Source organism: Bradyrhizobium sp. AUGA SZCCT0222, from assembly GCF_018130205.1.
In the GTDB taxonomy this organism is placed as follows: Bacteria; Pseudomonadota; Alphaproteobacteria; order Rhizobiales; family Xanthobacteraceae; genus Bradyrhizobium.
In genome coordinates this window covers 20,150-34,804 of sequence record NZ_JAFCLX010000011.1, presented here as the reverse complement: position 1 = coordinate 34,804, position 14,655 = coordinate 20,150, and the positions used below count along the sequence as shown (strand labels likewise).

Here is a 14,655-nt window from a genome sequence, read left to right as displayed (position 1 = left end):
GGACGAAATTGTCACGTCACACGGTACCGGAGGGTGGCATGCCAGAGATCAAGATTGTGACCGAAGTCGCCGGACGCGTGTGCGCGCTCGCTGCCGAAGCCGGAGCGAGTGTCGGCGACGGCGACGAGATTGCATTCGTCGAAGCGATGAAAATGGAGATCCCGGTAACTTCGACAATTGCCGGGAAAATCAAGGCAATTCTGGTCAAACTCGACGACGTGATCGCCGAAGGACAGGTGGTCGCGATCGTCGAAGCTTAGCTCTTTCGCGCTCATACTTTTGATGCGTGACGATCTGTCCGCCAGCGCGACTGGCATAATGGTGGACGTAAATCTGCTCGGACGTTGCCATCGCAATGCTGCGATGACATCATCCCAATCAGAAAAAGTTTCATCTAGCGAAACAATTTGGGGGAAACATGAACCGTCGACTGTCGAACTTTGCGCCTGCCGCACTCGCAGGCATCTCGCTCATGGCGTTTGCGCCGGCGCTGGCCCAGGACGTCAAGCTGCCGCCGACCATGACGTTCACCGCCTATGACACCGGTACCGCCGGATTCAACATTGCGGTCGCGGTCGGCAAGATGATGAAGGACAAATACGGCACCGACCTGCGGGTCCTCCCGGCAGGCAATGACGTGGCGCGCCTCGCGCCCTTGCGCGCCGGTCGCGCGATGTCTTCGGCGATGGGGTCCGGCACCTATTTCGCGCAGGAAGGCGTGTTTGAATTCGGCGCCAAGGAATGGGGGCCGCAACCCCTGCAACTGGTGCTCTCGTCGGTCGACTGCAACGCAGGTTCGCTCGGCGTCGCCCGCGATACCGGGGTCAAGGAGGTCAAGGATCTCCGCGGAAAGCGGGTCGGATTCGTCGTCGGCTCCCCGGCGCTGAACCAGAACGCGCTTGCGATCCTGGCGTTCGGCGATCTCAAGCAGAGCGACGTCAAGGCGGTGGAATTCTCCAGCTATGGCGCGATGTGGAAAGGCTTGATCAACAACGACGTCGACGCCGCCTTCGCGACCACCATCACCGCCCCGGCCAAGGAAGCCGAGACGTCGCCGCGCGGCATCGTCTGGCCCCCGCTCCCGCACAGCGACAAGGCTGGTTGGGAACGGGTCAAGAAAGTCGGTTCGTTCTTCTTCCCGCATGTCGCCACCTGCGGCGCCGGCATTTCCAAGGAAAAGCCGATCGAACTCGGAAATTATCCGTATCCCATTTTCGTCGTCTATGGATCGCAGCCGGCTGATCAGGTCTATGCCGTGACCAAGGCAATGATCACGGGCTACGACCTCTACAAGGATGCCGCCGCCGGCGCCTCCGGCCTGGCGGCCGACCGCCAGACCAAGAACTGGGCGGTGCCCCTCCATCCCGGCGCGGTGAAGGCGCTGAAGGAAGCCGGCCAATGGAGCGACGACCAGGAGGCGCACAACAATGCGCTGTTCAAGCGGCAGGCCGTTCTGGCCGCGGCGTGGGCCGATTACGGCAAAGCCAGCCCGCCGTCGGATGAAAAGGCATTCCTGGATGGCTGGATGAAGGCTCGCGCCGCAGCGCTTGCCAAAGCCGGCATGCCGAACGGATTCGAATAGACCATCGCAAACCCGCGTACGACCGATCGCCGGCAACTATTGGAACAGATGAATGACGCTTCCTCCATCCGATAGAGCGCAGCAGCCGCGCGCCGTGTCGTCGCCGACCGGCGGCGGCCCGGCCGAGCCGGTCAAGGTCGAGTTGGCCGATCCGCTCGTCGCGGTGGCCGATCTGCAGGAAGCCGAGGTCTCGCGCATCCGAACGCTGAAAGGCGGCTGGCGCTGGTTGCTGATCGTCCTGACCGCGGTGACGATCCTGCTCTGCGTGAACCAGCAATTCTCATTGCGGTTCTTCATCGACTACACGCAGCTCAACACCGAATATTTCTATCTGCTGATCGCGTTGATGCTGCCTTTTACGTTCCTGATATTTCCAGGTTCGGAGAAGGCAAGCATCGAGCGAATGCCCTGGTATGACATCGCGCTGTTCCTGCTGACATTCGGTGCGGCGATCTACCTGATGATGAACGTCCGCAAGGCGGCGTCGGCAGGCTGGGAATTCGGCGGCGCGCCGACGCCGGTGATCGCAGCCGGCCTTGTGATGTGGTTCGTGCTGATGGAGGCGTTGCGGCGCACCGGCGGCTGGAGCCTCCTGCTCAGCGTGCTTCCATTCACGCTGTATCCGATGTTCGCCGATTCCAAATGGCTTGGACCATTTCGCGGCACCCAATCGAACCTCGAACAGACCACCGCCTATCACACGCTGTCGGGCGAAAGCCTGCTCGGCATTCCGGTCCAGGCCTTCGCCGACACGGTGATCGGCTTCCTCGTGTTCGGCACCGCGTTGATGATGACCGGCGCCGGCAAGTTCTTCATCAATATCGCATTCGCGATGTGCGGAACGTTCCGCGGCGGTGCCGCAAAGGTCTGTGTCTTTGCCAGCGGCCTGCTCGGCACCGTCGGCGGCAGCATCGTCTCCAACGTGCTGACGGCCGGCACCATGACCATCCCGGCGATGAAGAAGACCGGCTTTACACCATCCTACTCCGCCGCGATCGAAGCCTGCGCCTCGACCGGCGCCGTGCTGGCGCCGCCGGTGCTCGGCGCCACCGCGTTCGTGATGGCGCAGTTCATGAACACCAGCTATGCCGACGTCGCGCTGGCGGCGACCATCCCCTCGATCCTGTATTATGTCGGCCTGTTCGCGCAGGTCGACGCCTACGCCGCGCGTCACAAGCTGAAGGGGCTGCCGCGGGAGGAGCTCCCGCGCTTCATGGATGCCTTCAAGGAAGGCTGGTACTACCTCTTTGTCATCGCGATCCTCGTGGTCATGCTGCTGCACTTCAAGCGCGAAAGCCACGCGCCGTTTTACGCATCCGTGCTGCTGGTGATCCTGCATCAATGGTCGGGACCGGCGCCATGGAAGCGCGGCAATACCGCGGTGCTCGTCCTCTCGCTTGCCGCCACCGGGCTGATGTTCTGGTTCGACGTGCTCAACGCGATCCTCTGGGGCATGTGCCTGCTCGCCGCGCTGAACGAATTCTTTCCGGGCAAGAACTGGGGCGGCGCGCGCTGGCTGCAGTTCCTCGAACTGAACGGCAAGACCTTCGTCGAGCTGATCGCCATTCTCGCCGGCTGCGGCCTCCTGATCGGTGCGTTCTCGCTCACCGGCGTGATTTCAAGCCTTGCCAACGATTTGCTGAACATCGCCGGCGGCGACGCGTTCCTCCTGCTTATCATGTGCGCGTTCACCAGCCTGATCCTCGGGCTCGGGTTGACCACGACGTCCTGCTACATCTTCCTCGCCATCCTGGTGGCGCCCGCGCTGGAAAAGCTCGGGCTCAACAAGATGGCCGTGCACATGTTCATCTTCTACTGGGGCATGCTGTCGGCGATCACACCACCGGTCGCCATCGCCTCGTTTGCCGCGGCCGGCATCGCCGGTGCGCCCGCGATGAAGACGGGCTGGGAGAGCATGTGGGTGGGCAGCATCATCTACTTCATCCCGTTCTTCTTCGTGCTGAACCCCGCATTGCTGCTGCAGGGGAACAACCCCTATCTGGAGGCGATCGGGCTGACGGGGTTGGCCTGTTTCGGCATCATCTTCATATGCGGCGGCATCCAGGGCTATCAGGCCTATGTCGGCGACCTCCGCGGCGCCGGGGCGCTGGAATGGCCGCTGCGCGTGCTGCTGGTGATCGGCGGCTTCGTGATCGCCACACCCGGCGGCGGCATCATGCCGATCTCGCAATTGCAGATCACTTGCCTGGGCCTCGCCATCCTGATCCCGACGTTGCTGGTCGCCTTCCTGTTGTGCCGGCGCCAAAGTCTGTTGCCGAACCAGTTGCGCGCCCCGTGATTGCGCGGCAAAACGGTAGGCGATGAAAGTATCGCCCACCGGCGCCCCGGCCTGGACCAGTTCGAAACCGCCATTGCTGCGGTTTCTCGACGGCTGTCACGCCGAATACCTGCCCGAGACCAGCGGGGCGGTTGCCGACTACATCCCTGAGCTCGGCAAGGCCGACCCTGCCCATTTTGGCATCAGCCTCGCGACCCTCGACGGCCATGTCTACGAGGTCGGCGACACAAAGGTGCCCTTCACCATCCAGTCGATGTCAAAGCCCTTCGTGTTCGCGCTGGCGCTGGACACGCTGGGCGCCGCACGGGTGGAGAGCGTGATCGGCGTCGAGCCCTCGGGCGATCCCTTCAACTCGATCCGCCTCAACGCCGAGAACCACCCGTTCAATCCGATGGTCAATGCGGGAGCCATCGCCTGCTCCGGGCTGATCCATGAGGCCAAGGGCGATGGCGCGTTCGAGTACATCCGCCAGGCCTTAGGCCGCTTTGCCGGCCGTGAGCTTGGCGTCGATGACGCCGTGTATTCGTCCGAGAGCCTGACCGGCGACCGCAACCGGGCGATCGGCTATCTCCTGCGCACCAACGCGGTCATCACGGACAATGTCAGCTCGGTGCTGGAGGTCTATTTCCGGCAATGCGCGATCCTGGTCAACGCCCGCGACATCGCCGTGATGGCGGCAACATTGGCCAATCGCGGCATCAATCCGGTGACCGGCGAGCAGGTGATGACGCCTTACGCAATCTCGCGGACGCTGTCGGTCATGACCAGTTCCGGCATGTATGACTATGCCGGCGAATGGATCTACCGCGTCGGCATCCCCGCCAAGAGCGGCGTCGGCGGCGGCATTCTGGCCGCATTGCCGGCGCGGATCGGGCTCGGCAGCTATTCGCCCAAACTCGACAAGCACGGCAACAGCGTGCGCGGCATCAAGGTCTGCGAGGCGCTGTCGGCGCACTACGACCTGCACATGCTCAACCGCAGCGACAACGCGCGCAACGCCATCATTGCCGATTACGATATCGGCGAAAACCCGTCACGGCGCAGCCGCCGCCCGCACGAGCAAACCATCCTCGCCGCGCACTATCAGGACGTCCGCGTCCTCGAGCTGATGGGCACGTTGTCGCTATCGAACGTCGACTATATTGCGCGCCGGCTCGTGGCCAAGCCACTCCCGCAATTCGTCATCTTTGATTTTCGCCGGGTCACGTCGATGACCCCGGCGGGCGCCCGGCTCCTCGCCGAGGAGTTTCGCGAGCTGGCGGCCTACCAGGTCACCGTGATCGTGTCCGGCATCAAGCGGGCCGCCGCGGAATGGGAGCCGATCGCGGAGCGGACCGCCAGCCTGCCGAACATGCGGTACTATTTCCTGCTCGATGCCGCGATCGAATGGGCGGAAGACCAGGTGGTGTTTCGCCATGGCGGCTCGATCGATTTTTTCGAGACGACGGAACTGTCCGAACAGCCGCTGCTGGCGGGATTGACCGACGAGGAACTGACCGATCTGAGCTCGCTCTGCACCATCAGAACCTATCAGCCCGGCGAAAAGATCATCGCGTCAGGCGATCCCGCCTCCTCGGTGTTTTTCCTCAGGAGTGGCGTGGTGCACGTCACCCTGCCCGACGGCATCCGGCTGGCGACGCTGACGGCGGGAATGCCGTACGGCGAGATGGCATTGCTGGAGCAACGCCGCTCCGCAGACGTGCTGGCCGATATGTCGGCGACCGCCTTTGAGGTCCCGCTCCGCGATTTCGAACGTTTTCGCGAGCAGCATCCCCGCGCCGGAGAGCGGATCATGCGCAACCTCGCGCAACTGCTCGCCGACCGCCTGATCCTTGCCAACGCCAAAGTGAATTTGCTGACGTCGAATTAGGGCAAGCGCTGTTCGCCCTTACTTCAGACCGTGCCTTGTCATCTCGTCGATCACCCCTGGCTGAATGGCACGCGCGGCGACAATGTCGGCTTCACTCCCGGCGTCGTCCCCCTTCAGTCGTTTGGCTATGCCGCGCCCATACAGGGAGTATGCATTCTTTGGCTGAGCACGGAGTGCCGCGTCATAGTCGGCAATGGCCTCGTTGAGTGAGCCCGCTTTCAGATACGCCAGGCCGCGGCTATCCAAGTAAGCTGGCTCGTTTGGTTGGCTTCGCAATGCTTCATTGCAATCTGCCAACGCTTCGTTGGCAGCACCGGCGATAGCTCGGAAGAAGCAGCGCTTGTTCAGCACACGTGCATTGTTGGATTTAAACTTCAGGGCTTGGCCGAGGTCTTCTATTGCCCGTCCGTAGTCACGTTTTGCAAAGTGGGCGCTGGCACGCAAGTCGAACTCATCGGACGACCTCGGTGTTGAGGTGAGCTCGATCACGCGGTCAAAGTCCGCGATCGCGCGCTCATGTTCGCCCATAAGGTTGTAGGCGGACGCTCTCTGCGTGAAACCCGAAATGCAAGCGGGATCCAACTTGATCGCAAGGCTCATGTCCTCGATCGCCCGGTCGTGGATGTTGCTCCTGAAATAGGCCCAGCCGCGAAAAAGATAAGCAGCCACATCGCCGGGAGACAACTTGATTGCCTCATCGAGGTCCTGGATCGCGCGATCGTATTCTCCCTTTTGTTCATAAGCCTGACCTCGCCGCACGAAGCCAGTCGGAGAGCGGGGGTTGAGCGCTATTGCACGACTCAAATCCTCAATGGCCTGATCCGGCTGACGATTTTCGAGCCTCGCAATTCCGCGGCCAAGATAGAAAACGGCATTGTTCGGATCGAGGGCAATGGCATGATCAAACTGTTCGAAGGCCCGCACGAAATCCCCCGCCATTGCGTGAAGGACAGCAGGCCTCAAGAATGCGACGCCCTTGCTCGATGCGGGAATCCCCTTCTCGTGCGGAAGGTCAGCTAGCCCCCATGATCCTGTTGCACGGCAGGCCGAAAGAATACGCGGCGGCGCAGTTTGCGCCCTCGCCAGCTCGATAGCGCCATCAAGCACAATCAATAGCGCAGAAAGAAGACATACCGTCCCCATCCGCCAGAACCAGCCTACTGAGGTCGCATACGCCATGCGACCACAATAGTTCTCTTGCCCAAGGCCCACCGCTATCCCCCAGATATGGCGCAACCTTAACATGCATGGACGGACAAGCACAGGCCCGCGACCGAGACGTCTTTAATCAGGCCCCGCTTTTCCCCCGCCCGCTTTTCTCCGCAGCCCGCCGCAAGGCCTCGGCGAGCGCACCGCCGCCCGCAGCTTCCTGCGGCTTGCGCGGCGCTGACGACGTCATCGATGCCTTCGAGTATTCGCGCATCTTGGTGTCCGACAGTTTTGGACCTTTGTCGCCGACCTCGTCGTCGAGCCGCAGCGTCAGCGCGATGCGCTTGCGGGCGACCTCGACCTCCAGCACCTTCACCTTGACGATGTCGCCCGGCTTCACCACCTCGCGCGGATCCTTGATGAAAGTCTTCGACATCGCCGAGATGTGCACCAATCCGTCCTGGTGCACGCCGATATCGACGAAGGCGCCGAACGCCGCGACGTTGGTGACTGTGCCCTCGAGGATCATGCCGCGCTTGAGATCCTTGATCTCCTCGACGCCCTCCTTGAACACCGCCGCCTTGAATGCCGGGCGCGGATCGCGGCCCGGCTTTTCCAGCTCGCGCAGGATGTCGGTCACCGTGGGAAGACCGAAGGTGTCGTCGACGAAATTCTGCGGCTTCAGCTGACGCACGATCTCGGCATTGCCGATCAGCGCCTTGATGTCGCTCTTGGTCGCGGTCAGAATCTTGCGCACCACCGGATAGGCTTCCGGATGAACGCCGGAGGCGTCGAGCGGATCCTCGCCGCCCTGGATGCGCAGGAAGCCGGCGCACTGCTCGAACGCCTTCGGCCCCAGCCGCGGCACTTCCTTCAGCCCCTTGCGCGATTTGAACGGGCCGTTGGCGTCGCGGTGCTGCACGATGCTCTGCGCCAGACCCGCGCCGATGCCCGACACGCGCGCCAGCAGCGGCGCCGAGGCCGTGTTGGCATCGACTCCGACGGCGTTGACGCAGTCCTCGACCACGGCATCGAGCGAACGCGCCAGCTTGGATTCGCCGAGATCGTGCTGGTATTGCCCGACACCGATCGCCTTGGGATCGATCTTCACCAGTTCAGCAAGCGGATCCTGCAGCCGCCGTGCGATCGAGACTGCGCCGCGCAGGGTGACGTCGAGTTCCGGCAATTCCTCGGACGCAAAGGCCGAAGCCGAATAGACCGATGCGCCCGCCTCCGAGACCACGATCTTCGACATGTTCAGGTCCGGCAGCAGCTTGACCAGTTCGGTCGCGAGCTTGTCGGTCTCGCGCGAGGCGGTGCCGTTGCCGATCGCGATCAGATCGACGCGGTGCGCGACCGCGAGCTTGCCGAGGGTTGCCAGCGTCGCGTCCCACTGCCGCTGCGGCTCGTGCGGATAGACCGCCGTGGTCGCCACCACCTTGCCGGTGGCATCGACGATGGCGACCTTGACGCCGGAACGATAGCCGGGATCGAGCCCCATGGTGACGCGCGCGCCTGCGGGCGCCGCCAGCAACAAATCGCGCAAATTCGAGGCGAACACCCGCACCCCTTCGGTTTCGGCATTGGTCCACAGCCGCATCCGCAGGTCGATGTTGAGATGCACCTGGATCTTGGTGCGCCACGCCCAGCGTGCGGTCTCGACCAGCCAGCGGTCGCCGGGGCGGCCCTGGTCGGAGATCAGAAAGCGCTGCATGATCTTCAGCTCATAGGCGCTCGGCACGTTGGCAACCGGGACCTGCGCGTCGGGCAGGATCTGCAGCTCGAGGATTTCTTCCTTTTCGCCGCGAAACAGCGCGAGGATGCGGTGCGACGGCAGCTTGTGCAGCGCTCCGTTGTATTCGAAATAGTCCTTGAACTTCTCGCCTTCGAGCTTCTTGCCCTTGCGCACGGTCGAGGTCATTACCCCATTCGACCACATTTCCTCGCGCAGTTTTCCGATCAGATCGGCGTCCTCAGCGAACCGCTCCACCAGAATGGCGCGCGCACCTTCGAGCGCGGCGGCGACATCGGCCACCTGCTTTTCGGCATCGACGAAGCCGGCGGCCACCACCTGCGGATCGTTCTGCGGCTGTGTCAGCAGCAGTTCGGACAGCGGCTCAAGCCCGGCTTCCCTGGCAATCTCCGCCTTGGTGCGGCGCTTTGGCTTGAACGGCAGATAGATGTCTTCCAGCCGTCCCTTGCTGTCGGCGGCCATGATCGCGGCTTCCAGCGCGGCATCGAGCTTGCCTTGTTCGCGGACCGAATTGAGGATCGCAACGCGGCGCTCTTCCAGCTCCCGCAGATAGGTCAGGCGTTCTTCCAGGGTGCGCAATTGGGCGTCATCGAGCCCGCCGGTGATTTCCTTGCGGTAGCGCGCCACGAACGGGACCGTGGCGCCGCCGTCGAGCAACGTGACCGTCGCCTCGATCTGCTGCTCGCGAACGCCAAGCTCTTCTGCGATCTGTCGATTGATGTTTGCCACGCAACCTCTTTCCAGACTGGCCGCGGCGGAATGATGGCCGCGGGACGCCGCTTATGGACTACCACGGATCGATTCATCAACCCGCCAGGGCCGCGAAAACGCAAAGAAATTGATCTGTGGATCAGCGTGGCCGGATTGCCGGAATCGTTGGGTCAAGTCCCTATTTACGGGCCAATATATGTGTGGATCGTCGGCCCGGTAATGTGTAGACGGACGCTTCCCCTGGGAGCGTCCATGTCCATTTGCGGTCTAGATTTCGGAACGTCCAATACGACGCTCGGCACCATCGAAGGCGAAGCGCCGGTCCTGGCGGAGCTGGAAGCCGGCTACACCACCATTCCCAGCGCGATCTTCTATGAGGTGGACGGCGCGGTCCTGATCGGGCGCAAGGCCATCGCCGCCTATGTCGACGGCGCCCCCGGCCGCCTGATGCGCAGTCTCAAATCGGTACTCGGAACCTCGCTGATCGACGAAACCACCCGGCTCGGGCGCCAGCGGACCGGCTTTCGCGACGTCATTGCCTATTACCTCGGCGCGGTGAAGCGGCGCGCGGAACAGGCGACTGGGCTCGAACTGCGCGATGTCGTGCACGGCCGCCCCGTCCATTTCGTCGACAATGCGCCGGACGCCGACCGCAAGGCGGAAGAGACGCTGCGCCAGATCGCGCGCGAAGTCGGCTTCGACGACGTTACCTTCCAGTTCGAGCCGATCGCCGCGGCGCTGGATTATGAGCGCCAGATCGAAAGCGAAGAAGTTGCCCTGATCGCGGATATCGGCGGCGGCACGTCGGATTTTTCGATCGTGCGGCTCGGACCGGAACGCCACGCCAAGGCCAACCGCTCAAGCGACATTCTCGCCAATGACGGCGTACGGATCGGCGGCACCGATTTCGACCGCCAGCTCAGCCTCGGCGTCGTGATGCCGCTGTTCGGCTTCGGCAGCGCCATGAGCCGTGCCGGGCTCGACGTGCCCTCGAGCTATTTCCACGACCTCGCGACCTGGTCGAGCATCAACCGCATGTATGAGCCGCGCGTGCTCGCGGACATCCGCCAGGTCCGGCGCGAGGCCAGCGAGCCGGAATTGCTCGACCGGCTGGCGCGCGTGGTCGAGGAACAGCGCGGCCACACGCTGTTGATGGAGGTCGAGGAAGCCAAGATCGCCCTGTCGGACAAGCGCCGCGCCGACATTCCGCTGGAATGGGTGATGCCCGGCCTCAACGCCGGCATCAGCCGCCCCGATCTGGTCAGCCACACCGGCCAATTGGCCGATCGCATCGCCGCCCGCATCAAGAATTGCCTCACGCAGGCCGGGCTTGGGCCTGACGATATCGACGCGGTGTTCCTGACCGGTGGTTCGGTGCAGCTCGCCCATGTCCGCAATGCGATCAGGAAGGCGGTGCCGGCGGCCCGTCTCGTCGAAGGCGACACGTTCGGCGCGGTTGGCAAAGGGCTGACGCTGGAGGCGCTGCGGCGATATGGGCCGCGGGCCTAGGCTCATCCCACGGTCGGCCGCCGCCATTCCATCACGACGAACCAGGGCACCCGTCGAAAACGCTCCTGATGGGCGGCATCGCCGGATACAGGTCCGGGTTCCGCGAAAAACGTCAGCTGCAGGCCGCTTTCAAGGAAGGCCGCCATGTAGGCGGCGAGCGGCCGGTGCCAATTATGGATGCGTATTCCCGCCCATTCGAACCAGAATGGAAACTCTTCGAGGTAACGATCGACGGGAAAGTGAAGATGGCGTCCTTCCGCATCTTTCACCCACCCCCGATCGGCAGCGGCCGATGTGAAGCCGGTGAGATTTGCGATCAGCAGCGAGCCGCCGGGTTTCAGAACCCTGGCCATCTCGTTGATCGCCGTTCTGAAATCGACGATATCGATCAGCGTGAGGTAGCTGACAACGAGATCGAAGCTTGCCGCCTCGAATTCAAGCTGCTCGGCATTGCCGGACCGGTAGTCGCCGGATGGATCGCGCTGCCTTGCTACCTCGAGCAATTGACGGGTCGGATCGATCCCGGTCGCTGCGATGCCGGCGGCCTTCAGCATCCTGCAGAAGCGGCCCTCGCCGCAGCCCACATCCAGCGCACGACCGAACCGGCCTGCCGCCACGCGGCTGAGCATGACCGGATCGAGCACGTGCTCGCGGCCCCAATCTCCGCGCTCGCCCATGGAGTCGATCCAGGCTTGCGCTGAAAGCTCCCATCCGTTGCTCATGAGGGCACCCGCATCCGAACACAGTCGTTATTGAATGGAAGCCGACGGCAAACCATCGCCTCAGCGGCCAACTTCGCCAAGTTTGGTGGATGGCTCGTGCTGCGATTCCAGCCGGTTGCCGTGGCGGTGAACGAGGCGCCATTCGCCGGCCTCGCGGCAAAAGATATGCGTAACCCGATTGGACCAGCCGGTGATGCCTTCGACGTCGGCGACGCGTTGGTTTTCGAAGGTCTCGATATCGGTCACGTAAAACATCGCAGGAGTGACGACCTTGGAGATATTCTCGTGACGGACGGTTCCGCCCTTGAACCTCGCACCGGCCCAGTCCCACCGCCGAGACACCGCTTCCCATCCCTTCTCGTAGCCGCCCCAGCCGTAGAAGCTGGTCGCTTCCGAGGTGTGCGAATAAAGCGCCTTGATCGCGGACACATCACCATTGGCAACTCTGGCCATCGCCTGATGTAGCCGGGCGATGGCCACGCGTACCGAGGCATCGAGTTCCTCTTCACTCATGCTCTCGCCCACCTATGGAATCACTTCGGTCGCCGGCTGCAGGTCGATGGCAAAGGTTTCCAGAAACTTCGACGTCATGATGTAGAAGCCAACCGAAAGCTGCAGCTCGATCAGCGCGGCCGGCGTCAGTTTCGACGCAATGGCGTTGAAGGTCGCGTCGGTCGGCTTGTGCAGCTTGACGATTTCATCGGTGAAGGCGAGCGCGGCGCGCTGCACCTCGTTGAAGCATGTGGCCGACTGCCAGTCTTCCAGCGCTTCGTTCTGCTCGTCGCTGACGCCGACGTTCTTGCCGATACGCTTGTGCGCGACGATTTCGTAAGGCGCCTCACACAGAATGCCGGTGCGGGTGATGGCAAGTTCGCGCACCACCGGATCGAGCTCACCCTTGTGCCTGATCGCACCGCCCAGCCGGCAATATTGCTCGAAATAGCTCGGCGAATGCGCCATCATTCTGAAAATATTGGCATTACGGTTCTTGCCGAGAATTTCGCGGGTACGATCGTTGTGTTTAGCGGGATCGCTGTATTCGATGCGGGCCATTTCTCACCTTGTTTTCTTTGATTTTGCAGGCGGATCATGCCTTGCGGCTCCCTGCGGATCAACCAGACTATGCTCGGAAATCGCCACCACGCGCGCAAAATCCGGCTGCGCCTGAGCCAAAATGCCGCCGCATTGCTGTTCAAACTTGGTACGGTCGATGTTCGCTGAGTGGGGACTCAATCGAAGCGAATGATCGTCGCGGGGTGTTCCGAGTAAAAATAAACGGCCGTCCTGCACGCTTGTCGTGCAGCGATGAGCTATGCCCAAGTCTAGGGAGAAAGCATGAAGGAAGCCACCAAGAGGGCGGCCTCGGAGGCGCTTGCGCAAATGCTGGCGGTGACGGCAATGCTCGTCATCGCCAGCGTCATCTTCTACGCGCGGTGAAACCGCGGCTTGTGAGTAAAGGCGTCACGAAGCAATCCAGAAAACATCCGTTCCGCGTCACTCTGGATTGCTTCGGAGCTTTGCATTTTGATTTGGCTTCGCTCGATAACGCGATGCGCTACTTCGCTTTTGCGAAATATGGAACCAGCCGCCCGGCAAATGGCTGATAGGTCGCGCTGACCTGATCGCCAATGGCCAGATCGTGGTCGCCATGGGCCATCATGCGAAACCCTTCCGGCGTATCGACCAGCAGAATATTATAGGGAACATGCGCGCGGGTCTCCGGCGTTGCGGCGCGGCATACCAGCGAGGTCGCGTAGACCGTCCCTGCTCCACTTGCGGATTTCTCCGCCGGATCCGGCGCGCCACAGGCCGCGCAAAAGCTGCGACGGAAATATTGCACCTTCCCGCAAGTGGCGCAGGATTGGTAGACGATGCCTTCGCCGCCCTTGGTCCAATCCGCGTTCATCGCACCCGCTCCAGGAACATGCTGACATGCGACGACAGCACGCCGCCGTCGCCGTGCAATAGCGCGATCGAGGCATCGCGCACCTGGCGATTTTCAGCGCGCCCGGTCATCTGCAGATGGGTTTCGACCAGATGCGCCATCGCGCCGCCGACGCCGCAATGACCGTAACTCAGAAGACCGCCATGGGTGTTGAGCGGCATCTCGCCGTCGCGGCCGAAGCACCCTGCCCGCACTTTTGCGGCCGCCTCGCCGCGTTTGGCAAGGCCGAGGTCCTCCAGCAGCATCGCCAGCGTGATGGTGAAACTGTCGTAGACGGCAGCATAGCGCACGTCGGAGATCGCAAGGCCGGATGCGGCTTTGGCTTTCGCGATCGAAATCTCGGCGCCGAGCTCGCTCAAGGCTGGTGCCGCGGTGACATGCTGATGGGTATGTGCCTGTGCGGCACCACGCACGCGGATACCAGTCGCGCCGGTCGCTTCGCGGCTGATCACAAATGCCGCTCCACCATCGGACACCGGGCAGCAGTCGAGCAGCTTAAGCGGCATCGCCACCGGCTTTGACGCCATCACGTCGGCGACCGTAATCGCCTCATGGAACTGGGCGCCGGGATGGGTCAGTGCGTGGGCACGCATCAGCACCGCGAATTCGGCCAGGTCTTGCTGGGTGACGCCATATTCGTGCATGTAGCGCGACGCAACGAGGCCGTAATAGGCCGGGATCGTCGGCCCCAGCGTCACCTCGTAGTCGGGGTGGCCGACCTGCGCCAGCGCCTGGATCGAGGCGTCACGGCTCTGCCCGGTGAGGCGGTTTTCACCGCCGACAACAAGCACATGTTTTGCGATTCCCGCATCGACCAGATGATGCGCCAGCATGGTCATCGCGAGGCCGGTCGCGCCGCCGACCTGCACGGCGTGGGCATAGGACGGCCGGATGCCGAAATGCTCGGCAAACACCGTCGCCAGCATGATGTGCGGCGAAACCGTGCTGTAGCCGCAGAGGATGCCGTCAATTTCCGAGCGCTTCAGCCCGGCATCGGCAATCGCCATCTCGGCTGCCTTGCTCATGAGATCGAGCGAGGACGAGCCTTCGTGCTTGCCGTAGGACGTCAGTCCGACACCGGTGATGAAGCTCATGGTCGTCCCCCATTGTCATTC

General features: G+C 62.7%; 13 protein-coding genes. 5 read left to right on the top strand and 8 right to left on the bottom strand.

Annotated elements, in window-relative coordinates; all coding sequences use genetic code 11:
* The first annotated feature begins 38 nt into the window (after nt 1-38).
* The 4 genes from JQ629_RS12020 (at nt 39) to glsA (ending at nt 5,751) form a co-directional block, all read left to right on the top strand.
* A complete protein-coding gene (locus tag JQ629_RS12020; protein WP_212412851.1) occupies nt 39-260 on the top strand; it encodes an acyl-CoA carboxylase biotin carboxyl carrier protein subunit in 222 nt (73 codons plus the stop codon).
* Between the two features lie 158 nt (nt 261-418).
* Nucleotides 419-1,582, top strand: coding sequence for a TAXI family TRAP transporter solute-binding subunit (locus tag JQ629_RS12015; protein ID WP_212412850.1), 1,164 nt, complete (start codon nt 419-421; stop codon nt 1,580-1,582).
* Nucleotides 1,583-1,634: 52 nt separating this feature from the next.
* Nucleotides 1,635-3,881: a TRAP transporter permease gene (locus tag JQ629_RS12010; protein ID WP_212412849.1), complete on the top strand. Its 2,247-nt coding sequence runs from the start codon at nt 1,635-1,637 to the stop codon at nt 3,879-3,881.
* 22 nt (nt 3,882-3,903) lie between these two features.
* A complete protein-coding gene (gene glsA / locus JQ629_RS12005; protein WP_212412848.1) occupies nt 3,904-5,751 on the top strand; it encodes a glutaminase A in 1,848 nt (615 codons plus the stop codon).
* 18 nt (nt 5,752-5,769) lie between these two features.
* On the opposite strand, the gene JQ629_RS12000 is transcribed toward glsA, so the two are convergent.
* Nucleotides 5,770-6,930: a tetratricopeptide repeat protein gene (locus JQ629_RS12000; protein ID WP_212412847.1), complete on the bottom strand. Its 1,161-nt coding sequence runs from the start codon at nt 6,928-6,930 to the stop codon at nt 5,770-5,772.
* A gap of 109 nt (nt 6,931-7,039) precedes the next feature.
* A complete protein-coding gene (locus JQ629_RS11995) occupies nt 7,040-9,382 on the bottom strand; it encodes a Tex family protein (protein WP_212412846.1) in 2,343 nt (780 codons plus the stop codon).
* A 234-nt stretch (nt 9,383-9,616) separates the two neighbouring features.
* On the opposite strand from JQ629_RS11995, the gene JQ629_RS11990 reads away from it, so the two are divergent.
* Nucleotides 9,617-10,873 (top strand): Hsp70 family protein, encoded by a 1,257-nt coding sequence (locus tag JQ629_RS11990; protein ID WP_212034167.1) that lies wholly within the window; start codon nt 9,617-9,619, stop codon nt 10,871-10,873.
* 2 nt (nt 10,874-10,875) lie between these two features.
* On the opposite strand, the gene JQ629_RS11985 is transcribed toward JQ629_RS11990, so the two are convergent.
* From JQ629_RS11985 to JQ629_RS11960, 6 genes are all read right to left on the bottom strand, one after another.
* On the bottom strand, nt 10,876-11,595 hold the full coding sequence (locus JQ629_RS11985; RefSeq protein ID WP_212412845.1) for a class I SAM-dependent methyltransferase: 720 nt from the start codon (nt 11,593-11,595) through the stop codon (nt 10,876-10,878).
* 60 nt (nt 11,596-11,655) lie between these two features.
* Nucleotides 11,656-12,120, bottom strand: coding sequence for a YybH family protein (locus tag JQ629_RS11980; protein WP_212412844.1), 465 nt, complete (start codon nt 12,118-12,120; stop codon nt 11,656-11,658).
* Nucleotides 12,121-12,648, bottom strand: a complete 528-nt coding sequence (locus JQ629_RS11975) for a carboxymuconolactone decarboxylase family protein (RefSeq protein ID WP_212412843.1) — start codon at nt 12,646-12,648, stop codon at nt 12,121-12,123.
* Nucleotides 12,649-12,651: 3 nt separating this feature from the next.
* Entirely contained in the window at nt 12,652-12,885 is a 234-nt protein-coding gene (locus JQ629_RS11970; protein WP_212412842.1) for a hypothetical protein, read from the bottom strand.
* Nucleotides 12,886-13,150: 265 nt separating this feature from the next.
* On the bottom strand, nt 13,151-13,501 hold the full coding sequence (locus JQ629_RS11965) for a Zn-ribbon domain-containing OB-fold protein (RefSeq protein ID WP_212412841.1): 351 nt from the start codon (nt 13,499-13,501) through the stop codon (nt 13,151-13,153).
* Nucleotides 13,498-14,634, bottom strand: a complete 1,137-nt coding sequence (locus JQ629_RS11960; RefSeq protein WP_212412840.1) for a thiolase family protein — start codon at nt 14,632-14,634, stop codon at nt 13,498-13,500. The genes JQ629_RS11965 and JQ629_RS11960 overlap by 4 nt, the downstream gene beginning before the upstream one ends.
* Between the last annotated feature and the right edge of the window lie 21 nt (nt 14,635-14,655).

Excerpts from the sequence above, each read along its gene's own strand:
- JQ629_RS12020 (WP_212412851.1), top strand. The coding sequence starts at position 39 with ATGCCAGAGATCAAGATTGTGACCGAAGTCGCCGGACGCGTGTGCGCG.
- JQ629_RS11975 (WP_212412843.1), bottom strand. The coding sequence starts at position 12,648 with ATGGCCCGCATCGAATACAGCGATCCCGCTAAACACAACGATCGTACC.
- JQ629_RS11985 (WP_212412845.1), bottom strand. The coding sequence starts at position 11,595 with ATGAGCAACGGATGGGAGCTTTCAGCGCAAGCCTGGATCGACTCCATG.
- JQ629_RS12010 (WP_212412849.1), top strand. The coding sequence starts at position 1,635 with ATGACGCTTCCTCCATCCGATAGAGCGCAGCAGCCGCGCGCCGTGTCG.
- JQ629_RS11990 (WP_212034167.1), top strand. The coding sequence starts at position 9,617 with ATGTCCATTTGCGGTCTAGATTTCGGAACGTCCAATACGACGCTCGGC.
- JQ629_RS12015 (WP_212412850.1), top strand. The coding sequence starts at position 419 with ATGAACCGTCGACTGTCGAACTTTGCGCCTGCCGCACTCGCAGGCATC.
- JQ629_RS12000 (WP_212412847.1), bottom strand. The coding sequence starts at position 6,930 with ATGGCGTATGCGACCTCAGTAGGCTGGTTCTGGCGGATGGGGACGGTA.
- JQ629_RS11965 (WP_212412841.1), bottom strand. The coding sequence starts at position 13,501 with ATGAACGCGGATTGGACCAAGGGCGGCGAAGGCATCGTCTACCAATCC.
- glsA (WP_212412848.1), top strand. The coding sequence starts at position 3,904 with ATGAAAGTATCGCCCACCGGCGCCCCGGCCTGGACCAGTTCGAAACCG.
- JQ629_RS11960 (WP_212412840.1), bottom strand. The coding sequence starts at position 14,634 with ATGAGCTTCATCACCGGTGTCGGACTGACGTCCTACGGCAAGCACGAA.